The following is a 22,565-nucleotide window of genomic DNA, read 5'->3' on the forward strand; positions in this document are numbered from 1 at the left end:
GGCGCACCATCTTGGCCGCAATAGTAGTGCAGCCGCATCTGTTTGACCCCCGGCCATCTGAGCAAGGCCAAGCCGCGCGAACCACGGAAAGCAAAGCAATGTCCCTGACGATGCATCTCCACCCGCTGGCCTCCTTCTGCTGGAAGCCGCTGATCGCGCTCTATGAGAACGGCACGCCGTTCGACGCCGTGGTCGTCGACCTTGGCAACGAGCAGTCGCGCGCGGCGTTCCTGAAACTGTGGCCGGCCGGCAAGATGCCGGTGCTGCGCGACGAGGCGCTGGACCAGACGGTGCCGGAATCGACGATCATCATCGAATACCTCAACGCGCACTATCCTGGACCGGTCGAGATGATCCCCGCCGATGTCGACCTCGCCCGCAAGGTTCGGCTGGCCGACCGGTTCTATGATTTCCACGTCCAGGAACCGATGCAGAAGATCGTCGGCGACCGGCTGCGGCCGGAAGGCAGGACCGATCCGTTTGGCGTCGAGCAGGCCCGTGCTCAACTGCGCGGCTCGTACGCCATCATCGAGCAAGACATGTCGTCTCGGATATGGGCGACGGGCGAGGCCTTCACCATGGCCGATTGCTCCGCGGCGCCAGCCCTGTTCTACGCCAACAAGGTCGAACCGTTCGGTGACAAATATCCCGCGGTGAGACGTTATCACGACCGGCTGCTTGAGCGCCCGTCGGTGGCCCGCGTGATCGAGGAAGCGCAGCCCTATTTCAAGTTCTTTCCCTACAACAACGGTTGAAGCGGCGGCTCGATCTGGCTTTGCGGGCGGCAGCCGACCCGGTACTGTCAGTCAGGCCGACAGCATCAGCTCCCGGGCGAGCCAAGCTCTCCCGCATCCCAGAACTGGTCGAGCCACAGGTTGAGCCGGAGGAAGCCGGCATTGCTGACGGTATAGATGCGCCTGGTGCCTTCGGCCTTGGCGTTGACCAATCCGGCCTCGAGCAGCACCTTCAGATGCTGCGAAACGGCCGGGCGCGAAACCGGCAAGCCGGCGGCCAGTTCGTTGACGGTCTTCGGGCCGCGCCGGAGCTCTTCCAAGAGATAGCGCCGGTTGGGATCGGCAATCGCCATGAAGGCGTCAGAAAAGTTCATGCCTTATTTGTGAGGCAAAGCCTTTCGAATCTCAACCGTCGGTTACATCTTTTCTGCGCGGGTCGAGCCGCAGCGCCTCCGGCGTCAGCGAACGCTCGGCCGGCTGCGTCGTGAAGGCGTCGCGATTTTCGATCGGTACCGGCGCGCGGCGGCTGATGCGCAGCAGCGTGTAACCAGCCAGGCAAAGATGTGCGAGCGCTGTCGCCAGGAACAGGCCCTCGGGACGCATCCAGCCCATCAGGCCGGCGGCCAGCAACGGCCCGATCATCGTGCCGAAGCCATAAAGCAGCAGCAGGCCGCCCGACACTTTGACGAAATCCTCCGAGCGCGCATGGTCGTTGGCATGCGCCACGGCGATCGAATAGAGCGTGTAGGCGAAGGCGCCGTAGGCGGCGGTGCAGACAAGGACGAAGACGCCGGCGCGAGGTTCGAACAGGAAGATGGCGATGGCGAACAGCGCGGCGCCGAAAGCGGCACCCGCAAGCACGAAGCGGCGGTCCGTCTTGTCGGAGAGGCGCCCGGCCGGAAGCTGCATGGCGGCGCCGGCAACGACCACCAGGCTCATCATCAGCGCGATCTCGGCCGTGGAAATGCCGATGCGGGCGCCATAGACAGCGCCAAGCGTGCCCCAGGCGCCATTGGCGATACCAATCAGAAGGCAGGCGATCGCCGACACCGGCGAATTGGCATAGAGGCCCTTGACGTCGAGCTTGACGTCCTGCAGCGGCTTGGGGTGCGACTGTGTCGAGACGGCGGTCGGGATCAGCGACAGGCAAAACAGGATGCCGGTGATCATGAACAGCGAGGCCGATTTCACGTCGCCGCCAGCAACGATCATCTGGCCGCCCATGATCGATGCATAGGTGACCATCATGTAGAGGCCGAAGACGGTGCCGCGGTTCTCGTTGGTGGCCTTCTCGTTCAGCCAGCTTTCGATGACCATGAAGGCGCCCGCCATGGTGAAGCCGGTGAAGGCGCGCAGCAGGATCCAGGTGTATTCATCGATGATCAGGCCGGTCAGCAGCGCCACGATTGCTCCCGACGCGGCAAAGGCGCCGAAAGCCCTGACATGGCCGGCGCGACGCACGAGGCGCGGGGCAAAGAAGCAGCCGGTGACGAAGCCGCCGGCCCAGGCCGTGCCCATCAGGCCGAGCGATGCGGTCGAAAACCCTTCCAACTGGCCGCGCAACGGCAGCAGCAGGCCGTGCAAGCCGGACGCCGCCAGCAGGAAAGCGGTGCCGCGAAGCAGCGAGAGGATCGGTCTGTATGTTGCGAACATTGGCTGATCCGGGCTGGAGCTTGGGTGCGGGGTCGGAAGACAATTGCTTTCAGGCTTTTCGGCGGCGGCGCTTCAACACCGGAAACGATGCGCGGAAACTATCCGCGGCGAAACAGCGCCTCGGCCGCCGACTTGGTGGTGCTCTTGGCCTTGAGTTCAGCCTCCAGCCGCGCGATCTCGTCGCGCAGGATGCCGATCCGCTCGGACAGTTCGTCGACCGAGAGCAGCGCCAGGTCCTGGCCGATCTCGTGCGGGCGCGCTTTCTTCTTGGGTTCGTCGTCGAAGATCGCCATCGTCGCTCCTCCCTGGTGAGGTGAATTGCGGGTTCGCTACATCAGTTTGGCCATTTGCCTGATTTGGCAATCAGCATACATAGGGCAGGGGTGCTGATGCAAACAGCCGGCAATCAGACCGGCACGGGACAGTTCATGGCGAGCGCACAGAAAATTCCGGCGAAGATGACGGCCATTGCAATCTCCGAACCCGGCGGGCCGCGGGTGCTGAAGCCGGAAACACGCGATGTGCCATTGCCCGGTCCTGGCGAAATCCTGATCCGGGTGCGCGCTGCCGGCGTCAACCGGCCGGATGTACAGCAGCGCAAGGGCGCCTATCCGCCACCGCCCGGCGCGTCCGACCTGCCCGGTCTGGAGGCGTCAGGCGAAGTCGCGGCCCTTGGCGACGAGATATCGCGCTGGCGCGTCGGCGACCGGGTCTGCGCGCTGACGCCGGGTGGCGGCTATGCCGAATATGTCAAGGTCCATGCCGGCAGCGTGCTGCCGCTGCCGGCCGGCTTCACCCACACCGAAGCGGCGGCGGTGCCTGAAAACTACTTCACCGTCTGGCACAATATGTTCGAGCGCGGCGGCCTGAAGAGCGGCGAGACGCTGCTTGTGCATGGCGGCTCGTCGGGCATCGGCACCACCGCGATCCAGCTTGCGGCGGCCTTCGGCGCCTATGTCGTCACCACCGCCGGCAGCAAGGAGAAATGCGACGCCTGCCTGAAGCTTGGCGCCGACCGGGCAATCAATTACCGCGAGGAGGATTTCGTCGCGGCGGTCAAGGAGGCGACCGGCGGCAAGGGCGCCAATGTCATCCTCGACATGGTCGGCGGCGACTATGTGGCGCGCAACTACGAGGCCGCGGCGCTGGAAGGCCGCATCGTTCAGATCGCGACGCAGGGCGGGGCGGTGGCCAGCGCCGATTTTTCGAAGATCATGGTCAAGCGGCTCGTCCATACCGGCTCGACGCTCAGGCCGCGCACCGTCGAATTCAAGGCGGCAATCGCCGCGGCACTCGAGGCGCAGGTGTGGCCGTTGCTCGGCACGCGCAAGGTGGCACCCGTCATGGACATGATCTTCCCGCTCAAGGAGGCCTGGCGGGCGCATGAGCGGATGGAGGACGGCGAGCATATCGGCAAGATCGTGCTCGACGTCGGCTAGGACGTATCGTCCGAGACGCGCGCCCCAACAACCTGAACAAAAGCTTAATGCTGCAATGCACAATTGCATTGCGGCCATGCAAAAGCGTCTGTTCAATTTCTGGGCAGCGATGCCTATTTACGCGTCATCGAAACGAATTATCCAACAAATGGAGGACCACCATGAACCCGATCCGCGCTTTCCGTAACTGGCGCATGTACAACGAAACCGTGCGCGAGCTGAACAAGCTCAACGCCCGTCAGCTCAACGATCTCGGCATCAATCGCGGCGATATCGAGAGAATCGCCCGTCAGGCGCGTTGATTTCGAGCAGGTTCGGTCCGAAAGGCCGATCCGCCGAAAAAAGCCAGAGCCGCCGCTGACAGTTTTTCGTCGCCGGTTCCGAGCCCGCTGGACGCAAGTCCGGCGGGTTTTGTTTTGGGGCTGCAACAACCAATTAGGCTCAACGGCAATCTACGGTTGACCTTGGGTTCCAACATGGCATTTTGGGCGCGCGGGAATCGGTTGGCGTGGGGAGCGTAGGCGATCCGGCCAGCTCCACGCTCTGAAAAGGCCGCGCGCGCCCCATGTTTGATGATCTTACCGACAAGATCTACGAGGCCGCCTTCGTGCCGGATCTTTGGGCAGGTGCGCTCGAAGCGGCCAGCGGTCTTTCGGGCTCGGCCAGCGGTTCGATCTTCGTTTTCAGCGATGGCTCTCCTGCTCGCGGCAGATTCAGCAACGAGTCACCCGGTCACGCCAGATCCCTCGAAAGCATCCGGCCTGTGTTCGATGAATTCCTGATCGGCGACAACTGGAAGTTATCCCCTGGCGTCATGCGGATGTACGACATGCAGCCGGCGAGCTTTGTCCATGTGGAAGCTTTCATGACCGCCGAAGAGATTGAGCGTGATCTACAGCGGACACGTCTGCGAGCGGCGGGTATCGGCGCTCATCTTTGCGCGGCAATTCCTGTTCCGAGCGGCGAACTCGTCACATTCGTCTTTCAACGGTGGACGAAGGATGGCAGCTACGATCGGTCGTCGGTCGACAGGCTCGATCAGCTTCGCCCGCATTTCGCGCGGGCCGGCATGGTCTCGGCGCGATTGGGAATGGAGCAGGCCAGGGCGACCGTCTCGGCGCTCGAGGCCATCGGGCTGCCGGCCGTGGTGATGACCGCATCAGGACGCGTGCTGACGGCCAACAGCCTCCTGGAAGACATGCCAGAGATTTTTCTGCCGACCGCCCATGGGGGCATGGCGATCGCCAGTGCCGCCGCCAACGCGCTCTTCCAGCAGGCCATCGTCGAGAACCGGCACAATTCCGCAGTGCGCTCCATTCCTGTCGCGGCGAACGAAAGCCGGCCGGCTCTGGTCATCCACCTCTTGCCGCTGCGCCGCGCCGCGCATGATATCTTTTCCGGTGCCGACATTCTGGTTGCGGCGACGGCGGTCAGCGCCAGTTCCGTGGTACCTTCGCCCACCATCCTCGCCGGCCTGTTCGACCTGACGCCCGCCGAGGCGCGTCTGGCCGCCACGCTTTCGCAAGGGCGGCCGTTGAAGGATGCCGCGTCCGACCTGAATATCACCGTGAAGACCAGCCGAACCTATCTGGAACGGATATTCGCCAAGACCGGAACGCGGCAGCAAAGCCAGCTCGTCGCCCTGCTCAAGAGCACGGAACCGCTCAACCGCGGATGATACCGGCAGCATCCGCCCATTCGATTCAGTGGCCAAGCGCGGCAAAGCCAAGCGCCACCAGGGCTCCTCCCAGAGTAATGTCGGCATGTTTTCGGAAGCGATTGTAAAATCGACGCATGGCCGGTTGGGAAATGCAGAGCCCGAGGAGACCAAACCACGCGATCGCGATGGCAAAAACCAACGCGACCACCGACAGCCGAGTCGCCCCGCGATCATTTAAGGCCAGCGTCGAAGAGGCGAAAAACAGCGCGGTGGCGGGATTTGCCACTGCCGTGACGAAGCCTAGCCGGAAATGCCGGACGATTGGCGCGGGCTTCGGCTCGATGGCGCCGACCCTGATCGACAGCGCCCGCCGCATCGAATTCCATCCGATGAAGACCAGCATTGCGCCGTAGAGGCTGGCAGCCAGCTGATGCGCAATGCCGCCTGGCGGCAGTACGCCGGCTCCCGTCGCGACGACGGCCGCCAGTGAACTCGCGCCCAAGGCAACACCGGCGGCAGCCGAAAGCGCCGTGGGGCGAGACGCGGTCAGCCCGGCCTGCGCGACGACGGCAAAATTGGCGCCCGGCAGCATTGCCACAAGCGCGTAGGAAATGGCGAACGGAAACAACCCCGCCGCGACCGCATGCCCAGTTTCCAACATCGATTGGCCCCGCACCATCGATGACCCGCAGGACAGGCCACCGCAATCGAAGCCGAAATCTGAACGAAAGGTGCGGTTGCCGACAATCGGCAAATGCCGACTGTTGGAGGCTTTTTTTGAAAGGCGAGGTGCTACCGGCCGCGCCCACTGAGCGGTTCTGTGCTCTTGAGCAATGCGACCAGTTCGCTCTGCTGACGGGTACGTGTCTTGGAGAAAATCCGTTCGAGATAGGTGCGGCAGGTCTTCACCGTGATGTTCGACCTGGCCGCGGCTTCCATCGCCTCATCGACGATTAGCACAAATGAATATGTAACCCGGCGGCAACAGCCCGTTCCAGCAAGGCAGCAGTTGCGCCCACAAACCGGCGAGGAGTCGTCATATGACGATTGTTCGGATCGTGGCCTTGTCCGCAGTCTCCGTCGCATCGGCAATTCGATTTGTGGGGCACTGAGCGTAATGGCAAGCATGATCAAGCAGATGGGAGGGGACGGCGCGACATTCGTTTCCGGGAGCGCGGGGCGGCTGATGCTCTTATCGGGATGCGTGAAACTCACCGGGCATTTTAGCCTGCGTGGCGTTCTGGCCCTGGCGCCCGCCTTGGTTGGCTTGATGGTTTTGGCCGCCCCGGGAAACGCGTCGGCAAGCGAATGCGAGGGCGGCACCGACGGTAATGAAGGAACAAGCTTTGCCTGCGGCGAAGGTGCCGCCACACGTTTCGGCTACTCTGTAGCTATCGGGTCGTCCGGTGATTCTGGGTTGTCGGCTACCAACACCAACGCGTCGGCGGCTACGGCCGTAGGTTATGGCGCGGTAGTGGGCCATCCAGTTCAAAATCCCGACGGCTCTACCGGATGGGCGGGCTTTCAGGGCACGGCGATAGGTTATAACACTTATGCAGCCGAAAGTTCCACAACGGCACTGGGTTCACTGGCGAAAGCGTACGGGCAAAACTCCATGGCGCTCGGCGCCGATGCGGTGGCGAGCAGAGACAATCAGATCGCAATCGGCACGGGCGGAAACACCTATACGCTGGCCGGCGTCAATTCGCAGGCGAGCAAGGACGCGCAAGGCGCCACAACCTATCTGATGACGACGGACAGCGACGGCAATCTGGCGGCGTCCACGTTCGATGTCGCGACACTGGAGAATCTGCCGGCACAGGTCGCCCAGAACAGCGCCGACATCACCAATCTGGGCACCACGGTGAACAATCATACGACGCAGATCACGGCCAACACCACGGAGCTGGCCGACCACGAGACGCGCATCACCAACAACACGACGCAGATCACGGCCAACACCACCGAGCTTGCCGATCACGAGATGCGCATCACCAACAACACCAACACGCTGAATGTGCACACCACTGAGATCGCGGACCTCGACACCAGGGTGACGACCAACACCACCAACATTGCCACGCTCGACGGCCGCGTCGGGGCGTTGGAGGCAGGCTTCCAGGATCTCGGTGACCAGATCAGCGAGAATCGCACAGAGGCGCGTGCCGGAACGGCACTGGCACTTGCCACGGCGGGGCTGCGTTACGACGATCGACCTGGCAAACTGTCGCTCGCCGGGGGCTTTGGAAATTTCAAGGGACAGTCGGGGCTGGCACTTGGCCTCGGATACAATCCCAGCCTGGATTTCCGCCTCAACGGCGCCATCTCGGCAACCACCAACCATGGCGATGTCGGCGTCAGCCTCGGCGCATCGTGGACTCTCAACTGATTTCGGCAGGGACGGTGCTGGACGCAAGCACACGGCGGCGCACAGACGTGCGGGTAGGCTGTCTTCGGCGGGGGGCGATCGTTGCCAGTGCCATGTTGGCGCTGGCAACGATCGTTGGGCCGCTGCCCGCTGCCCATGCGCAGGCCAAGGAAAAGCGGGTAGGGCAAAAGGCGACTGTGGCTCATCCGGCCAACATCGACCGCAATGGCGTCCTGATCCTGACAAGAAGCGCTCTGCTGGCGCTCGACCAGGCCAACAAGACCGGCAACTACACGGTGCTGCGCGATCTCGGATCGCCGAATTTCCAGACCAACAGCGCGGCCCAGCTCGGCGACATCTTTGCCAACCAGCGCAAGCAGGCGCTCGATTTCAGTGCCGTTGCCGTGCTGGAGCCGCAACTGACGCTGCTGCCGCAGATCGAACCGAGCGGCATGCTGCACATGGCGGGTTTCTTCCCGTCGGTGCCGCTGCAGGTCAATTTTGAACTGCTGTTCGAGCCGGTCGACCGGCAGTGGAAGATCTATGGGGTATCGGTCAACCTTACGTCCGGTGGGCCGCAGGCGCCGGACACGCAAGCCGGCGAGCAGCCGAAGCCAGCCGATAGCGCGCCGCCTCCGGACGCACCTTCGATTGCCGTCCAGCCGAAGAAGAAAGCCAAACCGGTCAAGCCGTAACAAGTGGAGCGCAGCTGCAATCGTGCCGCCCAACGAAAAGACACATCAGAGGTATATCTGCATACTCGACCCGACAAACGCATGGACGGTTTGGGATTGCGAGATGGAGATGCCGGCCTCGCTGGGAGGCCGCCACCTGACTGGCCGGTCAAAGGATCGAGCCGAAGCTGCGCGTGCAATTCTGGAGCGTATCGACAAGGGTAAGATGAGTAGCGGGTAGGTCGCATCAGCTCGTCGACCCGCTAAGGCTCTTTCACAGTCCTCGCATGGTCTTCCGCCATCACCACCCCCGCCTCTCCCAAAAACGTTGCGAAATGGCAAGAGAGCGGTTATACAGGCCGCGAATTTCCCATTTTGGTGGCTCTAAAACCACCGCCCGCGCGGGAACGCGGGCGAACGAGAAGGATTTTTCATAATGGCCAATACGCTGCTGATGCCCAAAGCGACCGCCGTCTGGCTGGTCGACAATACCGCGCTCTCCTTCGAGCAGATCGCGCAGTTCTGCGGGCTGCATCCGCTCGAGGTCAAGGCGATCGCCGACGGCGAATCGGCGCAAGGCATCAAGGGCATGGACCCGATCATGACCGGCCAGTTGACCCGCGACGAGATCGCGCGCGCCGAGAAGGATGCGAACCATCGGCTGAAGCTGTCCGACCCCAAGGTGCGGGTGCCGGAATCCAAGCGCAAGGGTCCGCGCTACACGCCGCTGTCGAAGCGCCAGGACCGGCCCAATGCCATCCTCTGGCTGGTGCGCAACCATCCCGAGCTGAAGGACGCGCAGATCGCGCGCCTCGTCGGCACGACCAAGTCGACGATCGACCAGATCCGCGATCGCAAGCACTGGAACTCGGCGAATCTGCAACCGATGGATCCGGTGACACTGGGGCTGGCCTCGCAGATCGACCTCGACATGGAAGTCAACCGCGCCTCGCGTGGCCGCGAACAGGCGCAGCCAGCCGGCGACACGCTGCTGCCGGCGGCATTGACCGAGCGGCTGGTGCCGGCGCCGGAGAAGCCGAAGGACGAGGATGCCGAACTCGACGCTAGCGCCGTCTTCGCCAAGCTTTCGGCGCTGAAGTCGAAGGACAAGGACGAGAGCGCGGACGAAGAGTAAGCCAAGGTCCGTCGCGGGTTAACGCCCCGCGGCTTCAAGAAAAAGCCCGCTTCGCGCGGGCTTTTTGCGATCCGCGTCAGGTTCGGCCGGCGCGGTCGCGCGACATGCCGTAATCCTCGCTGCGTTCCACCGCGCGATAGAAATCGGCGAGCTGCTTGCCGCGCTCCGGCTTGAAGACGCGGCCGGCAATCACCACCGAGGCGATGCGGTCGATGCGGAAAGCGCGGAAATCGTCGCGCATCTCGCACCAGGCGACCAGCGTCCACACCTTGCCCCAGAACCACAGGCCCAACGGCCTGATGTCGCGCGCGGTGCCGCGGCCGGCCTCGTCGGAATAGTCGATGGTCAGCACCTGGCGCTTTTCCACGGCACGCTCGATCAGGTCGATCGCCTCGCGGGCGGCATCGCTCACCACCCACATCGGCGTGTGGATCTCGGTGCGGGCGATGCGGTCCTTTTCTGTGTCGGGCAGCACCGCGCCGATCTTGACCAGCGCCTCGTCGGCGGCGCGCGCCATGGCTGCGCCGCCGAAGGCACGCACCATGCGGGCGCCAGCGACCAGCGCGACGATCTCGTCACGCGTGAACATCAGCGGCGGAAGGTCGAAACCCTCCCTCATCATGTAGCCAACGCCGGCCTCGCCGTCGATCGGCACCCCGGTCGACTGCAGGTCGGCGATGTCGCGGTAGATGGTTCGCTCGGAAACTTCGAGCCACGTGCCCAGCTTCTGGGCGGTGACCAGACGGCCACCGCGCAGATGCTGCACAATCTGGAAGAGCCTGTCGGCGCGGCGCATCGTATGGTCCCTCCACGTTATCCGTGTGCATGTCGTTGCCCCAAAACCGGTTCCCACTTTTGGGCGACATGCATCATGGCTTCAGCCCTTCACGCTTGCGCTGCGCGGCGACGAACTCCGCGCCGAAGGACAATTTCCTCGTTGTCGGCGTCTTTGCGTCGATCACTCGCCAGTAGGGAGCGATGTCGCTCAGCGGCATGCCGCGCTCGAGATCCTCATTGGCGGCCTCGGCCACCGTGCGCAGATGATAGCCGATGGTGACCGGACATGTCACTTCGGCACCGTGCTCGATGGCGAGCGCGGTGCGCAAGGCTCTGATATCCATCTCCACCCCTTCGGGAATCGAACGGATGAAATCATCGACCTGGCGTGCTGTCGGCACCAGCATCGGCTGGCCCTCGACGACGTCCGCCACCGTGCGTGGCGACGGCTTGATGCCGTTGATGCCCGGTGTGTTCAGCCTGTCGGTCCAGCTCTTCACCACGCGAATGTTCTCGTCCTAAACAAAAAGGCCGAAACTGTTGCCATCGGGATCCAGGCAATAGGCGAATGTGCCGGCCGGAATGGAGATCGCCGGCGAGACGACCTGGCCGCCATTTTGCGTCACCCGCTCCATGGCGTCCTCAATCGGCGCGGCCACCGACAAATGAATGGTCGGTCCGGTTCCAGGTGCCGCCGGCTTGCCGGGATAGACGTGGCCCGATGCGGTCCGATCCTGTGCCGTGAACATGGCGATCGGGTTCGGCCCGCTTTCCTCTAGCGCCAGATCATTCCCGAGCACCGATGCATAGAAGGCGCGGGCGCGCGCCATGTCGGTGACAGGTATCTCGAACCAGGCCGAGGCTTTTGCGGGGATGAAGGCCATGTCTCTCTCCTGAACTTGCTGCTTTATTGCACGCCGCTCCTGACAACATAGTGTCAGGAGCCTTCACCAGCCCTGCCCCCTACATCTGGGAGCTGCGGCGCTGGTATAAATCCTTGCAAAAACCTCAGTTGTCGTTCCTGCGGCCACTGGCGTACATGTCAGGCCAGCCGATGTCCTTGCGGAGGTCCGCCGGCAACCCGTCCATGAACCGCTGGGTGCGGATCTCGTTACGCATTGTCCGGATCTTGCCGACATAATGCTGCACGCTGCGCAAAATCGCAAAACCGTTCATGATTAGCCTCCTCTGTTTCGATGGAAGCATCATCGCACACCCCTACTGACAGCAGTCTGTCAGGAGGGTGTCGGTGTCGGCGATTTGCTTTGTGAGGGCCTTCGCAACTGGCCGCGATACTGGAGCGCCGCGCGTCCTTGGACGCGCAAGGACGCTCCAGCAGTTTTGAGTCTACGCATCATGCTTTCCGAAAATCGATTTCGATTTTCGAGCCGATGCGCTAGTCAAAAGCGGCATGTCGAAACTCCTCGCGCTCGTCATCATTGCCATGATGGTCATCCAACTCATCAAGCCGCTCGGCTGGCCGGGGCTGAAGCGGCGCAGCGATTTCTGGAAGCTGGCGCTGCTGGCCATGGCGGCGATCTCGATAACGGCGGTGCTGGGGCATTGGACATAGGCCGAATTGGCCCTGCCAAGGTCACGCGTTCAGCACCAGACCGACGAGATGTTCGGCCCAGGCCCGGTAGCCGGCTTCCGAGGCATGGAATCCATCGGAGGCAAAGCCGGCCTCCGGATCGGTGATCGGCAGGCGCGGCGCCGGCACCGCGCCGCGCTCCAGGCAAAGGCGCTCGCCCATCCGGTTCATCTCGGCAGCGCGGATTTCAAGGATCTTGCCGAGCAGTGGCGGCATTGCCGGCGCGCGGGTGAATTCGAGCACCGGCGACCACACCACACGCGCCTCCGGCCATTTGGCGCGCAGCGCGTAGAGCAGGCCGCCGAATTCCTTCTTGAAGCGTGGCACCGAGTGGAAGTTCTTGGTGTCGTTGGTGCCGATGGCAAGCACGATATGCGTCCACGGATCGGCCGACAGATTGGGCAGCACATGGTCGCGGATCTGGCCAGATGTCGCTGAATTGAAGCCGGCCGCCCGCCAGCGCACGGCCTGACCGGTGCGTTGCGAGATCAAAACAGCCAATTGCGCGGCGAGGCCATTCTCGGAATGGCCGATGCCGACCGAAGCTGCCGAAGAATCGCCCAGCACCAAAAGCGAGATTGCCGGCGCTTTGCCCGATATCTCGTGCATGACCGGTCCCTGCGCCGGCAGCATGCGGGTGGTGCGGCGACGCACGCCGAGCCCCTGCCAGATATAGACCGGGAAGGCGAGCCAGGTGAGGAGGGCTGGAAGACGCATGCCGATACCATAGAGCGGATTACAACCAGCCTTTAGCGCATGTGGCGCCGCAGGTGAATTGCAGCGGTCGACGAAGGGTCAATCGCAACATTCATGCCCTGTCTCCGGTCTGTCCTGATATTCGTCATGCAGCCGCACCCAGTCCATCAGCCCGTGATAGTGGCCGGTTTCGTTGCGGCCCTTCGGCGTCATGTCGAGATAATGGTAGGCGCCGATCAGCGGGTCGCCGCCGCGGGCGCGTGTCATGAAGGTCAAGAAGATGTCGCCGGCCTCATCCCGGTAGAACACGCTGGCGCCGGGAAGATCCTTCGACTTTCGCGGACGCTGGTCAAAATTGTAGGTGGTGTCGCCGGCTGCGATCTGCTTGTCGGTGAAGGAAACCTGCATGTCGAAGTTGAAATCCGAGGCATAGGACGACACCCAGTCGAATTTCCAGCCCATGCGCTGCTTGTAAGGCAGCAACTCGGCCAAGGGCGCGCGCGAGACCACGACCAGCGACACGTCGTGATGCCTCAGGTGCTGGTTGGCGCCGTCGATGTGGTCGGCGAGGAAGGAACAGCCTTCGCAGCGGTAGTCGGCGCCCGGCCCGAACATGAAGTGATAGACGATCAGCTGGCTCTTGCCGGCGAACAGGTCGGCCAGTTTCTTCGGCCCCTGTTCGGTCTCGAAGACATAGTCCTTGCGGATCTTCAGCCACGGCAATTGCCGGCGTTCGGCAGCGATGCGATCGCGAAACCGCGTCAATTCCTTCTCGCGCGCCAGATGCGCCTTGTGCGCCTGGAACCAGTCTTCGCGTGAGACGGTCTTGTTGTTTGGCATGAGCCTGCTCCTCTTTTACACCAGAGGACGTTCGGCAGCGGCGCAAGCCGACACGGCTGACGCTTTTTCTCACGCAGGATTGTGGTGGCTTCGTCCAAACAAAACCCGGGCGCTGGCCCGGGTTCAACAAATGAGGAAAATTTCGTCAGGCGGCCTTTTCCAACGCCGGTTGCCATTTTCCGAGGGCCGCCAGATGGTTCATGTGGGCGCGGTGGGCGAAGGCGGCCTGGCCGGCGGCGACATTCGCCGCCTTGCCGCTCCATGCTTTCTGCGGGGCTGCCTGCAAGGCGCGGCCATAGGAGAAGGTCAGCTTCCACGGGTGCGGGCCGATGGCGTTGATGGCGTTGAGGTTGGCGGTCGCTTCCTCGTCCTCCTGGCCGCCGGAGAGGAAGGCGATGCCCGGCACCGCCGCCGGCACCGTCTCGCGGAACAGTTTTATGGTCTTCTCGGCGACCTCCTCGGGGCTGCTCACCTTGCCGGATTTCTTGCCGGCCAGCACCATGTTCGGCTTCAGGATGGTGCCTTCGAGGACGACACGGGCCGCATAGAGCTCGGTGTAGAGTTTTATCAGCGTGGCCTTCGAGATCTCGTAGCAGGTGGCGATGTCGTGGGCGCCGTCCATCAGCACCTCCGGCTCGACGATCGGCACGATGCCGGCCTCCTGGCAGAGTGCCGCATAGCGGGCCAGCGCATGGGCGTTGGAGCCGATCGAGGTGGCGGAAGGCACGCCCCTGGCAACATCGATGTCGATCACGGCGCGCCATTTGGCGAAGCGGGCGCCCATCTTGTAGTAGTCGGCGAGGCGCTCGCGCAGGCCGTCGAGCCCTTCGGTGACGGTGTCGCCGGGGAAGCCGGCCAGAGGCTTGGCGCCGGCGTCGACCTTGATGCCGGGGATGGCGCCCGCGGCCTTGATGATGTCGACCAGCGGCGTGCCATCGGCTGCCTTCTGGCGGATGGTCTCATCATAGAGGATGACGCCGGAAATGTATTTGGTCATCGCCTCCCTGGCGCGGAACATCATCTCGCGATAATCGCGGCGGCTGTCGGCGGTGGATTCCACACCGATGACGTCGAAGCGCTTCTTGATGGTGCCGGAACTTTCGTCGGCCGCCAGCAGACCCTTGCCGTCGGCCACGATCGCGGCGGCGATATCCTCGAGACGTTCGCTCATTGTGGTTCTCCCTGAATTGGTCCGCCTAGCAGAACATCAGCGCGAGGGAGGTTCAAGTCTAACCGTTCAGCTGCGGCTAGCGCGAATCGATTGAAAGTCGCCGACGCCCCTTCTTAGCCCTCTCGTTTCAGGGTTTCAGCGCGTCGACACCGGGCAAAGGCTTGCCTTCCATCCATTCGAGAAAGGCGCCGCCGGCGGTCGAGACGTAGGTGAAATCGTCGGCGACGCCGGCGTGGTTGAGCGCCGCCACCGTGTCGCCGCCGCCGGCGACGGAGACCAGTTTGCCGGCCTTGGTGCGCGCCGCCGCGTGCCTGGCTGCCGCGACCGTCGCATGGTCGAACGGCTCGATCTCGAAGGCGCCGAGCGGGCCGTTCCAGACCAGCGTCGCGGCGCGGTCGATCCATTCGGTAATGGTCTTCACGGTCTTTTCGCCGACATCGAGGATCATCGCGTCGGCCGGCACCTCCGATATGGCGACGGTCTGGCTGGCCGCACCCGCCTTGAACTCCTTGGCGACGACGCCGTCGACCGGCAGGACGATGGCGCAGCCGGCCTCCGCCGCCTCGATCATGATCTGCTTGGCGGTGCCGGCGAGGTCGTGCTCGCAGAGCGATTTCCCGACATCGGTGCCGCGCGCGGCAAGGAAGGTGTTGGCCATGCCGCCGCCGATGACCAGCGCGTCGACCTTCTTCACCAGATTCATCAAGAGGTCGATCTTGGTCGAGACCTTGGCGCCGCCGACGATGGCGACGACGGGACGGGCCGGATTGCCGAGGCCCTTTTCCAGCGCGTCGAGTTCAGCCTGCATGGTGCGGCCGGCAAAGGCCGGCAGAAGCTGGGCCAGACCTTCCGTCGACGAATGGGCGCGGTGCGCGGCGGAAAAGGCGTCGTTGACGAAGATGTCGCCATTGGCGGCGAGTTTTTCGGTGAAGGCCGGGTCGTTCTTTTCCTCGGCCTTGTAGAAACGGGTGTTTTCGAGCAGCAGCACGTCGCCCTTGTTCATGGCGGCGACAGCGCTTGCAGCCTTGTCGCCGATACAGTCGGACGCAAAGCCGACGGGGCGGCCAAGCACCTCCGCTGTCGCCCGGGCGATCGGCTCGAGCGAGAATTCAGGAGTCGGGCCCTCCTTGGGGCGGCCGAAATGGGCAAGCAGGATGACCTTGGCGCCCTTGCCGGACAATTCGGCGATGGTCGGCGCGATGCGCTCGATACGGGTGGCGTCGGTGACTTTGCCGTCGGCAACGGGAACATTGAGGTCGACGCGCACCAGCACGCGCTTGCCGCCGATGTTGCCGATGTCGTCCAGTGTCTTGAAGCCGGCCATGCTGATCCCTTTCGCGAAAAATCGCCGGGACCATACCCCGCGCCAATGACGATGCAAGACCTGCGACAGGCCTAGACGGAAAATATGACCCGATGCCTGTGTGAGTGGTCAGTTCTCAGTCGCGGCCTTTTCCACCGCTGGTTCCGGGGTCGGCTTCGCGTCCGCCTGTGCCTCGGCAATCCGCGTCTCGGCAATCTGCGTCTCGGTTGGCTTGCGCCAGTTGCGGACGAAGGCGGCGATGCGGTCGCCGATCTCACCGGCGCTGAGGAACACCGGCACCCGCGCCACCGGCGCGGTCGGTTCGAAGGAAAGACCGAGGCCTGTGATCCTGCCCTTGTCGTCGACGTCGCGGACGATCAATTCGATCGGGCCAAGCAGCACGCGGTCGGCATATTCGGCATGGCCGCCCAGCCGCGCCGTCACCAGGGCGCCGACGGTCAGCTTGCGTTCCTCCTCGGTCAGGCCGGTCGAATAGGCTGCTTCCAGTTCCGCGGCGGAGCGCGCCGGGTCGACGGCGAAGGCGCCGAAGAAATCCGCATCCTCGGGATCGACCACCGCGCGGCTGGCGAACAGCTTGTCGAGCAGGCGCGGATAGCGGTCCGGCACGAAGATATAGACGTGGTCGCCGGCGGTCAGCCTGCCCATGTCCTGGAAGCGCATCGAGCGCCCGTCGCGCAGCACCAGCGAGGGCCGCGCCCAGCGTGGAATGCGTTCGCCGCGGGCCACCGGGCTGCCGGGCGCCACGCGGTAGGCGAGCAGCTCGTGATGGGCGGAACCCGGCAGTTCGAGCTCGACCTTGTCCAGCGGCCCGAGGCGGGCCGGCACGATCAGGCCGAGGCGGCGCGCCAGCGGGCCGACGGTCCATCCCTGGATGACCAGCGACACCAGCACGACGATGAAGGCGATGTTGAAGATGAAGCGGCCGTTCTCCAGGCCGCCGAGCACCGGGGTGATGGCGAGCAGGATCGACACGGCGCCGCGCAGGCCGACCCAGGAGATGAAGGCGATCTCGGGGCGTGGCAGGCGAAACGGGATCAGGCAGACCCAGACGGCGATCGGCCGCGCCACGAAGATGAGGAACAGGCCGAGCAGCACCGCCGGCACCAGGATCGCCGGAAATTGCGAGGGCGTGGCGAACAGGCCGAGGATCAGGAACATGATGATCTGCGCCAGCCACGACATGCCGTCCTGGAAGCGCTTGAGAATGGTGACGGCGCGGATGTCTGAATTGCCGGCAACCAGGCCGGCGAGATAGACCGCGAGGAAGCCGGAGCCGCCAATGGCGCCGGCGGCGGCGAACACCATCAGCGACAAGGTCAGCACGAAGATCGGCAGCAGGCCGTGATCGAGATTGAGCCGGTCGACAAGGCGCACGATGGCGAGGCCACCAAGCACGCCGACGATGGCGCCAAGTCCCATATTGATGAGAAAGCCGAGGAAAAGGTCGGTGACCAGCATCTTGGCTTCAGGGTTGGCGTGAGCCGCGATGATCTCCACCAGGGTGATGGTCAGGAAAATGGCGATCGGATCGTTGGTGCCGGACTCCACCTCGAGCGTGGAGCGCACACGCTCGCGCAGGTTGATCTCGCCGGCACGCAACAGGAAGAAGACCGCCGCCGCGTCGGTCGAGGCGACGGCAGCCCCGAGCAGGAAGGATTCCAGCCAGGTGAGATCGATAAAATAATGGGCGGCGGCGCCGAACAGGCCGGTGGTCAGCAACACGCCGAAGGTTGCCAGCGAAAGCGCCGGTGCTGCCGCCTGCCGCAGCGCGTTGAGCGGCGTACCGAAGCCTGAATCGAACAGGATGACGGCCAGCGCCAGCGAGCCGGCAAAATAAGCCAGCCGCGCATTGTCGAACTCGATGCCAAGGCCGTCGGTTCCGGTGGCAAGGCCGATGCACAAAAATAGCAGCAGGAGAGGGGCGCCGAAGCGGAAGGCGATCAGGCTCGAAAACGCGGCGGCAACGACGAGCGCGGTGCCGACCAGCGTTACGAGATAGATCGCATGCTCCATCCGAATTTGCCCCTCACATTCGTGTCCCTCTCGAATTACGGGAGAGTGAGGCGAAGACGTGACCAGTGCAAGGCGGGAGGGCGGCTTTTTGGCCTATGCCGCTGATTTTCGCAGGTTTTGATGCTCGCAGTACAATCGTGCCGGCCAAAGCGCGAAGCGGTCCTGCTCCAACAAAAACGCCCGGACGAAGCCGGGCGTTTCAGGTCGCGAGGAGAAGAGATCAGGCGATGGTCTTGCCGAAGGCGACCGATGTGTCGCCCATGCGGTTGGAGAAGCCCCATTCATTGTCGTACCAGGACAGCACCGAAACGAAGTTTCCGTCCATGACCTTGGTCTGGTCGAGTGCCATGACCGAGGAGCGCGGATCGTGGTTGAAGTCGATCGAGACATTCGGATGGTGAGTGACGCCGAGGATGCCCTTCAGCTTGCCGTTGGAAGCGGCGATCACCGCCTCGTTGATTTCCTGCACGGTGGTCGAACGCTTGGCGATGAACTTGAAGTCGACGACCGAGACGTTGGGGGTCGGCACGCGGATCGAGATGCCGTCGAGCTTGCCCTTGAGGTCGGGCAGCACGAGGCCGATCGCCTTGGCTGCACCCGTCGAGGTCGGGATCTGCGACAGGGCCGCGGCGCGGGCGCGGTATAGATCCTTGTGCATGGTGTCCAGCGTCGGCTGGTCGCCGGTGTAGGAGTGGATCGTCGTCATCATGCCCTTTTCGATGCCGACGGCTTCGTGCAGCACGGCTGCCAGCGGCGCCAGGCAGTTGGTGGTGCAGGACGCGTTGGAGATGACGATGTGGTCCTTGGTCAGCTTGTCGTGGTTGATGCCATAGACGACAGTGAGGTCGGCGCCTTCGGCCGGCGCCGAGACGATGACGCGCTTGGCGCCGGCAGTCAGGTGCGCGGCGGCCTTGTCGCGCGCGGTGAAGATGCCGGTGCATTCGAGCGCGATGTCGATGCCGAGTTCCTTCCACGGCAGCTGCGTCGGATCCTTGATCGCGGTGACCTTGAACGTCTCCTTGCCGACGGTGATCTTGTCGCCGGAGACCGTCACTTCATGCGGGAAGCGGCCATGCACGCTGTCGTAGCGCAACAGATGCGCATTGGTCTCGACCGGGCCGAGGTCGTTGACAGCGACGACGTCGATGTCCTTGCGGCCGGATTCATGGATGGCGCGCAGGATGTTGCGGCCGATGCGGCCGAATCCGTTGATGGCAACTCTGACGGTCATTTTTCTCTCCCTGAGAGCTGAAAGGCAGACGATTGGTCCGCAGCTTCATAGCGGCGGACGGGCAAAGAATCTAGCCATACACGGCTTGGATTTAAATCGATTAGGTTGGGCCAACCCACCAAACCGCTGCACGCGGAGTGGTGGGCTTCTCCTCAACCTTACTTCCCGTGCAGACGGGTTTCCGCCGCCTTGGCCGCGGCTTCGGCGGTGATGCCGAAATGCGGATAGAGCTGTTCGATCGAGCCCGAAGCGCCGAAGCCGGTCATGCCGATGAAGATGCCGTCGATGCCGATGAGATGATCCCAGCCCTGGCGGATGCCGGCTTCGATCGCCATCTTCACCGGCGCGTCGCCGATCGTCTTTCTGCGGTAGTCGTCGCTCTGCTTGTCGAACAGTTCGAAGCAAGGGACCGAGACGACGCGGGTCGGGTGGCCGTGCTTTTCCAGCAATTCGCGGGCGGCAAGCGCGATCTCGACCTCGGAACCGGTGGCGAAGATCGTCACCGCCGCCTCGCCGCTGGCAGCGGCCAGTTCATAGGCTCCTTGACTGCTGAGGTTCTTGGCCGAGAATTCGGTGCGCACCGTCGGCAGGTTCTGGCGGGTCAGCGCCAGCGTCGATGGCGTCTTTTCCGTCTCGAGGGCCAGCTGCCAGCACTCGGCGGTCTCGACCGCGTCGGCCGGGCGGAAGACGTTGTGGTTCGGAATGGCGCGCAGTGCTGCCAGATGCTCGACCGGCTGGTGGGTCGGGCCGTCTTCGCCGAGACCGATGGAATCATGGGTCATGACGAAGATCGAGCGGATGCCCATCAGGCAGGCAAGGCGCATCGACGGGCGGGCATAGTCGGAGAAGCACATGAAAGTGCCGCCATAGGCGATGAGGCCGCCATGCAGCGTCAAGCCGTTGATCGCGGCGGCCATGCCATGCTCGCGGATGCCATAATGGACGTAGCGCTGGCCGTAATCATCCGGAGTGATGTTCTTGGTCTGGCTGGTCTTGGTGTTGTTGGAACCGGTCAGGTCGGCCGAGCCGCCGATGGTTTCAGGCACCGCGCCGTTGATGACTTCCAGCGCCATCTCCGACGATTTGCGGGTGGCGACCTTCGGCTTGTCAGCCGAGAGCTTCTTCTTGTAGTCGGCGATAACGGCATCGAAATTGGCCGGCAGCTTGCCAGCGATGCGGCGCTCGAACTCAGCCTTCAGCTTGGGCTCGGCCTTGGCGAGGCGGGCTTCCCAGTCGGTGCGGGGCTTGGCGCCAGCCTTGCCGGCGGTGCGCCAGGCATCGAGGATGTCGGCCGGAATCTCGAAGGGAGGATAGTCCCAGCCGAAGAACTTCCGCGCGCCGGCAATTTCCTCGGCGCCGAGCGGCGAGCCATGCGCCTTGTTGGTGCCGGCCTTGGTCGGCGCGCCGAAGCCGATGGTCGTCTTGCAGGCGATCATCGTCGGCTTGTCGGAGTGGCGGGCAGCCTCGATGGCATAGGCGATCGCTTCGGGGTCCTGGCCGTCAATGTGGCTGGCGTTCCAGCCCGAAGCCTGGAAGCGGGCGACCTGGTCGGTGTTGTCGGCGAGCGACACCGGACCGTCGATCGAGATGTTGTTGTTGTCCCAGAAGACGATCAGCTTGTTGAGCTTGAGGTGCCCGGCAAGCGCGATGGCCTCCTGACTGACGCCTTCCATCAGGCAGCCGTCACCCGCCAGCACATAGGTGTAGTGGTCGACAAGGTCGTTGCCGAAGGCGGCGTTCATGATGCGCTCGCCGAGCGCGAAGCCGACCGAATTGGCAAGGCCCTGGCCGAGCGGCCCGGTCGTCGTCTCGATGCCCGTGGCATGGCCGTATTCGGGATGGCCCGCGGTCTTCGATCCCAACTGGCGGAAGTGCTTGATCTGGTCGAGGGTCATGTCCTCGTAGCCGGTCAAATGAAGCAGCGAATAGAGCAGCATCGAACCATGTCCGGCCGACAGGATGAAACGGTCGCGGTCGGGCCAATGGGGGTTCTTCGGATCATATTTCAGGAAGCGCGTGAACAGCACCGTGGCGATATCGGCGCAGCCCATGGGCAGGCCGGGGTGGCCGGAGTTCGCCTTCTCGACGGCGTCCATGGAGAGAAAACGGATCGCATTGGCCATCCGGTCATGTTGTTCACGCGACGTCATGGTTCCTCCGGGGTGGGGGTTCGGGCGTTGGAAAAGCCCTTGGAAAAGGGTGCGCGACACATAGCAGGCGCGGCCCTTGAGTCAACAAATCGGTGCGTTTTTGCCGGGCTTGTGATGCCGTAACCCCGCTACATTAGCGTTAGCGGGGGACAGTCGCGAGAGCTTTATTGACGTCGCCTTCACACGGTGGGTAATGTTTCCGACATAACGCGTTCTGAACGTGAATGATTCGGTGATGGGCAGGGCGCAGGACGAAAGCCATGACCGGGGAAACGACGCTTAAGGAAGTTATCGCCAGGCTGGGTAGAGCCATCGAGGGGCTGGAAAACGCCGTGGTGGCCAAGCTCGAGAACGAGCGGGACTATTCGGAGGCCGAGGCCGAGGTGCAGCGCATGAACGCTGACCGCTCGCGGCTGGCGCAGGAACTCGACAATTCCGAAGCGCGCGCCGAACGGCTGGAGGATGCCAACAAGGAAGTCTCGCGCCGGCTGGTGACCGCCATGGAAACCATCCGCGCCGTGCTGGACAGATAGGGGCTGGCCCAATGGCACAAGTCACGGTTTCCATAGACGGCAAACAATATCGCATGGCCTGCGACGAGGGTCAGGAAGAGCACCTGATCGACCTCGCCGAGCGCTTCGACCGCTATGTCTCGCATCTGAAGGATTCGTTCGGCGAAATCGGCGACCAGCGGCTGACCGTGATGGCCGGCATCATGGTCATGGATGAGCTTTCCGAACTGCAAAAGCGCGTCAAGGGCATGGAGACTGAAGTGCTGACGCTGCGCAAGACGCGCGACGACGCGCTGACCAAGGCCGACAAGAACGACAGCGTGCTGACCGGCGCGCTTGGCGCGCTGGCCCAGCGCATGGAGGATCTGGCGACGACGCTGGCGACGAAGAGGCCTGAGCCCGGGCATTCTCAATAGAGCGGCCTGTCTCCTTCGGAGGCACATCGTCCCGGCACTTTGAACTTCGCGGCAGGAATTCCTTCTGCATTTGCCGAGAACGGACGGAAATTATTCGCCACCGACAGCGATGCCGGCGGCAACTGACGTTTGAAGGATGGCGCCAGAGTGGTAGAAAAGGTGGAGCGGCGCCCGTGATCGG

At 63.5% G+C, this 22,565-nt stretch carries 25 protein-coding genes and 1 pseudogene; 10 read left to right on the top strand and 16 right to left on the bottom strand.

Going from position 1 to position 22,565, the window contains the following annotated elements:
* Positions 1-98: 98 nt before the first annotated feature.
* Positions 99-755: a glutathione S-transferase family protein gene (locus C9427_RS18475; RefSeq protein ID WP_107650557.1), complete on the top strand. Its 657-nt coding sequence runs from the start codon at positions 99-101 to the stop codon at positions 753-755.
* 65 nt (positions 756-820) lie between these two features.
* Here C9427_RS18475 and C9427_RS18480 read toward each other — a convergent pair whose 3' ends face one another.
* The 3 genes from C9427_RS18480 to C9427_RS18490 all read right to left on the bottom strand — a co-directional run bounded on the left by C9427_RS18480 (position 821) and on the right by C9427_RS18490 (position 2,680).
* Positions 821-1,108 (bottom strand): ArsR/SmtB family transcription factor, encoded by a 288-nt coding sequence (locus C9427_RS18480; protein WP_097572017.1) that lies wholly within the window; start codon positions 1,106-1,108, stop codon positions 821-823.
* 31 nt (positions 1,109-1,139) lie between these two features.
* Positions 1,140-2,387: an MFS transporter gene (locus tag C9427_RS18485; protein WP_107650558.1), complete on the bottom strand. Its 1,248-nt coding sequence runs from the start codon at positions 2,385-2,387 to the stop codon at positions 1,140-1,142.
* A 98-nt stretch (positions 2,388-2,485) separates the two neighbouring features.
* Positions 2,486-2,680: a DUF1192 domain-containing protein gene (locus C9427_RS18490; protein ID WP_097572019.1), complete on the bottom strand. Its 195-nt coding sequence runs from the start codon at positions 2,678-2,680 to the stop codon at positions 2,486-2,488.
* A 135-nt stretch (positions 2,681-2,815) separates the two neighbouring features.
* Between C9427_RS18490 and C9427_RS18495 the strand changes: the two genes are divergently transcribed.
* From C9427_RS18495 to C9427_RS18505, 3 genes are all read left to right on the top strand, one after another.
* Complete coding sequence (locus C9427_RS18495; protein ID WP_107650597.1) at positions 2,816-3,826, top strand: NAD(P)H-quinone oxidoreductase; 1,011 nt, start codon at positions 2,816-2,818, stop codon at positions 3,824-3,826.
* 161 nt (positions 3,827-3,987) lie between these two features.
* On the top strand, positions 3,988-4,128 hold the full coding sequence (locus C9427_RS18500; protein ID WP_008873877.1) for a DUF1127 domain-containing protein: 141 nt from the start codon (positions 3,988-3,990) through the stop codon (positions 4,126-4,128).
* Between the two features lie 263 nt (positions 4,129-4,391).
* Positions 4,392-5,504: a helix-turn-helix transcriptional regulator gene (locus C9427_RS18505; RefSeq protein ID WP_107650559.1), complete on the top strand. Its 1,113-nt coding sequence runs from the start codon at positions 4,392-4,394 to the stop codon at positions 5,502-5,504.
* A gap of 25 nt (positions 5,505-5,529) precedes the next feature.
* Here the strand turns inward: C9427_RS18505 and C9427_RS18510 are convergent, their stop codons facing one another.
* Positions 5,530-6,240 carry a LysE family transporter gene (locus C9427_RS18510; RefSeq protein WP_245437098.1) on the bottom strand — a complete coding sequence of 237 codons (711 nt, stop codon included), beginning with the start codon at positions 6,238-6,240 and terminating at the stop codon, positions 5,530-5,532.
* Positions 6,241-6,278: 38 nt separating this feature from the next.
* Positions 6,279-6,422: pseudogene (locus tag C9427_RS18515) on the bottom strand (helix-turn-helix transcriptional regulator); the annotation flags it as partial.
* Positions 6,423-6,603: 181 nt separating this feature from the next.
* Here C9427_RS18515 and C9427_RS18520 point away from each other — a divergent pair.
* The 3 genes from C9427_RS18520 to C9427_RS18530 all read left to right on the top strand — a co-directional run bounded on the left by C9427_RS18520 (position 6,604) and on the right by C9427_RS18530 (position 9,663).
* Positions 6,604-7,875 (top strand): YadA-like family protein, encoded by a 1,272-nt coding sequence (locus C9427_RS18520; protein ID WP_245437099.1) that lies wholly within the window; start codon positions 6,604-6,606, stop codon positions 7,873-7,875.
* A gap of 92 nt (positions 7,876-7,967) precedes the next feature.
* On the top strand, positions 7,968-8,549 hold the full coding sequence (locus C9427_RS18525; protein ID WP_245437100.1) for a hypothetical protein: 582 nt from the start codon (positions 7,968-7,970) through the stop codon (positions 8,547-8,549).
* Between the two features lie 415 nt (positions 8,550-8,964).
* Complete coding sequence (locus C9427_RS18530; RefSeq protein WP_107650560.1) at positions 8,965-9,663, top strand: DUF1013 domain-containing protein; 699 nt, start codon at positions 8,965-8,967, stop codon at positions 9,661-9,663.
* Between the two features lie 76 nt (positions 9,664-9,739).
* Here C9427_RS18530 and C9427_RS18535 read toward each other — a convergent pair whose 3' ends face one another.
* From C9427_RS18535 to C9427_RS18550, 4 genes are all read right to left on the bottom strand, one after another.
* Positions 9,740-10,459, bottom strand: coding sequence for a helix-turn-helix transcriptional regulator (locus C9427_RS18535; protein ID WP_107650561.1), 720 nt, complete (start codon positions 10,457-10,459; stop codon positions 9,740-9,742).
* Between the two features lie 73 nt (positions 10,460-10,532).
* Entirely contained in the window at positions 10,533-10,940 is a 408-nt protein-coding gene (locus C9427_RS18540) for a hypothetical protein (RefSeq protein WP_107650600.1), read from the bottom strand.
* Between the two features lie 18 nt (positions 10,941-10,958).
* The gene (locus C9427_RS18545) at positions 10,959-11,324 is read right to left on the bottom strand and encodes a VOC family protein (RefSeq protein WP_107650562.1); all 366 of its coding nucleotides are present in this window, start codon (positions 11,322-11,324) and stop codon (positions 10,959-10,961) included.
* A 124-nt stretch (positions 11,325-11,448) separates the two neighbouring features.
* Entirely contained in the window at positions 11,449-11,616 is a 168-nt protein-coding gene (locus tag C9427_RS18550) for a hypothetical protein (protein ID WP_107650601.1), read from the bottom strand.
* Positions 11,617-11,851: 235 nt separating this feature from the next.
* Between C9427_RS18550 and C9427_RS18555 the strand changes: the two genes are divergently transcribed.
* Complete coding sequence (locus C9427_RS18555) at positions 11,852-12,013, top strand: hypothetical protein (RefSeq protein WP_008873884.1); 162 nt, start codon at positions 11,852-11,854, stop codon at positions 12,011-12,013.
* Positions 12,014-12,034: 21 nt separating this feature from the next.
* On the opposite strand, the gene C9427_RS18560 is transcribed toward C9427_RS18555, so the two are convergent.
* The 7 genes from C9427_RS18560 to tkt all read right to left on the bottom strand — a co-directional run bounded on the left by C9427_RS18560 (position 12,035) and on the right by tkt (position 21,456).
* On the bottom strand, positions 12,035-12,748 hold the full coding sequence (locus tag C9427_RS18560) for an SGNH/GDSL hydrolase family protein (protein WP_107650563.1): 714 nt from the start codon (positions 12,746-12,748) through the stop codon (positions 12,035-12,037).
* A gap of 78 nt (positions 12,749-12,826) precedes the next feature.
* The gene (locus tag C9427_RS18565; RefSeq protein WP_107650564.1) at positions 12,827-13,567 is read right to left on the bottom strand and encodes a DUF899 domain-containing protein; all 741 of its coding nucleotides are present in this window, start codon (positions 13,565-13,567) and stop codon (positions 12,827-12,829) included.
* Between the two features lie 145 nt (positions 13,568-13,712).
* Positions 13,713-14,738 (bottom strand): class I fructose-bisphosphate aldolase, encoded by a 1,026-nt coding sequence (locus C9427_RS18570; protein WP_107650565.1) that lies wholly within the window; start codon positions 14,736-14,738, stop codon positions 13,713-13,715.
* A gap of 127 nt (positions 14,739-14,865) precedes the next feature.
* Positions 14,866-16,062: a phosphoglycerate kinase gene (locus C9427_RS18575; protein ID WP_107650566.1), complete on the bottom strand. Its 1,197-nt coding sequence runs from the start codon at positions 16,060-16,062 to the stop codon at positions 14,866-14,868.
* A 108-nt stretch (positions 16,063-16,170) separates the two neighbouring features.
* Positions 16,171-18,075 (bottom strand): potassium/proton antiporter, encoded by a 1,905-nt coding sequence (locus C9427_RS18580; RefSeq protein ID WP_107650567.1) that lies wholly within the window; start codon positions 18,073-18,075, stop codon positions 16,171-16,173.
* Positions 18,076-18,295: 220 nt separating this feature from the next.
* A complete protein-coding gene (gene gap / locus C9427_RS18585) occupies positions 18,296-19,306 on the bottom strand; it encodes a type I glyceraldehyde-3-phosphate dehydrogenase (protein WP_097572030.1) in 1,011 nt (336 codons plus the stop codon).
* A 158-nt stretch (positions 19,307-19,464) separates the two neighbouring features.
* Positions 19,465-21,456: a transketolase gene (tkt, locus tag C9427_RS18590; protein WP_107650568.1), complete on the bottom strand. Its 1,992-nt coding sequence runs from the start codon at positions 21,454-21,456 to the stop codon at positions 19,465-19,467.
* Between the two features lie 260 nt (positions 21,457-21,716).
* On the opposite strand from tkt, the gene C9427_RS18595 reads away from it, so the two are divergent.
* Both C9427_RS18595 and C9427_RS18600 read left to right on the top strand, forming a co-directional pair.
* The gene (locus C9427_RS18595) at positions 21,717-21,989 is read left to right on the top strand and encodes a DUF4164 domain-containing protein (protein WP_107650569.1); all 273 of its coding nucleotides are present in this window, start codon (positions 21,717-21,719) and stop codon (positions 21,987-21,989) included.
* Positions 21,990-22,000: 11 nt separating this feature from the next.
* A complete protein-coding gene (locus C9427_RS18600; RefSeq protein WP_107650570.1) occupies positions 22,001-22,384 on the top strand; it encodes a cell division protein ZapA in 384 nt (127 codons plus the stop codon).
* Positions 22,385-22,565: the final 181 nt, after the last annotated feature.

It is taken from the genome of Mesorhizobium helmanticense (genome assembly GCF_003034915.1).
In the GTDB taxonomy this organism is placed as follows: domain Bacteria; phylum Pseudomonadota; class Alphaproteobacteria; order Rhizobiales; family Rhizobiaceae; genus Mesorhizobium; species Mesorhizobium helmanticense.

Coding starts and splice junctions, on each gene's coding strand:
- C9427_RS18600 (WP_107650570.1), top strand. CDS start 22,001: ATGGCACAAGTCACGGTTTCCATAGACGGCAAACAATATCGCATGGCC.
- C9427_RS18525 (WP_245437100.1), top strand. CDS start 7,968: ATGTTGGCGCTGGCAACGATCGTTGGGCCGCTGCCCGCTGCCCATGCG.
- C9427_RS18495 (WP_107650597.1), top strand. CDS start 2,816: ATGGCGAGCGCACAGAAAATTCCGGCGAAGATGACGGCCATTGCAATC.
- C9427_RS18575 (WP_107650566.1), bottom strand. CDS start 16,062: ATGGCCGGCTTCAAGACACTGGACGACATCGGCAACATCGGCGGCAAG.
- C9427_RS18475 (WP_107650557.1), top strand. CDS start 99: ATGTCCCTGACGATGCATCTCCACCCGCTGGCCTCCTTCTGCTGGAAG.
- C9427_RS18555 (WP_008873884.1), top strand. CDS start 11,852: ATGTCGAAACTCCTCGCGCTCGTCATCATTGCCATGATGGTCATCCAA.
- C9427_RS18505 (WP_107650559.1), top strand. CDS start 4,392: ATGTTTGATGATCTTACCGACAAGATCTACGAGGCCGCCTTCGTGCCG.
- C9427_RS18550 (WP_107650601.1), bottom strand. CDS start 11,616: ATGAACGGTTTTGCGATTTTGCGCAGCGTGCAGCATTATGTCGGCAAG.
- C9427_RS18595 (WP_107650569.1), top strand. CDS start 21,717: ATGACCGGGGAAACGACGCTTAAGGAAGTTATCGCCAGGCTGGGTAGA.
- C9427_RS18570 (WP_107650565.1), bottom strand. CDS start 14,738: ATGAGCGAACGTCTCGAGGATATCGCCGCCGCGATCGTGGCCGACGGC.
- C9427_RS18535 (WP_107650561.1), bottom strand. CDS start 10,459: ATGCGCCGCGCCGACAGGCTCTTCCAGATTGTGCAGCATCTGCGCGGT.
- gap (WP_097572030.1), bottom strand. CDS start 19,306: ATGACCGTCAGAGTTGCCATCAACGGATTCGGCCGCATCGGCCGCAAC.
- C9427_RS18485 (WP_107650558.1), bottom strand. CDS start 2,387: ATGTTCGCAACATACAGACCGATCCTCTCGCTGCTTCGCGGCACCGCT.
- C9427_RS18520 (WP_245437099.1), top strand. CDS start 6,604: ATGGCAAGCATGATCAAGCAGATGGGAGGGGACGGCGCGACATTCGTT.
- C9427_RS18580 (WP_107650567.1), bottom strand. CDS start 18,075: ATGGAGCATGCGATCTATCTCGTAACGCTGGTCGGCACCGCGCTCGTC.
- C9427_RS18480 (WP_097572017.1), bottom strand. CDS start 1,108: ATGAACTTTTCTGACGCCTTCATGGCGATTGCCGATCCCAACCGGCGC.
- C9427_RS18560 (WP_107650563.1), bottom strand. CDS start 12,748: ATGCGTCTTCCAGCCCTCCTCACCTGGCTCGCCTTCCCGGTCTATATC.
- C9427_RS18565 (WP_107650564.1), bottom strand. CDS start 13,567: ATGCCAAACAACAAGACCGTCTCACGCGAAGACTGGTTCCAGGCGCAC.
- C9427_RS18545 (WP_107650562.1), bottom strand. CDS start 11,324: ATGGCCTTCATCCCCGCAAAAGCCTCGGCCTGGTTCGAGATACCTGTC.
- C9427_RS18500 (WP_008873877.1), top strand. CDS start 3,988: ATGAACCCGATCCGCGCTTTCCGTAACTGGCGCATGTACAACGAAACC.
- C9427_RS18530 (WP_107650560.1), top strand. CDS start 8,965: ATGGCCAATACGCTGCTGATGCCCAAAGCGACCGCCGTCTGGCTGGTC.
- C9427_RS18490 (WP_097572019.1), bottom strand. CDS start 2,680: ATGGCGATCTTCGACGACGAACCCAAGAAGAAAGCGCGCCCGCACGAG.
- tkt (WP_107650568.1), bottom strand. CDS start 21,456: ATGACGTCGCGTGAACAACATGACCGGATGGCCAATGCGATCCGTTTT.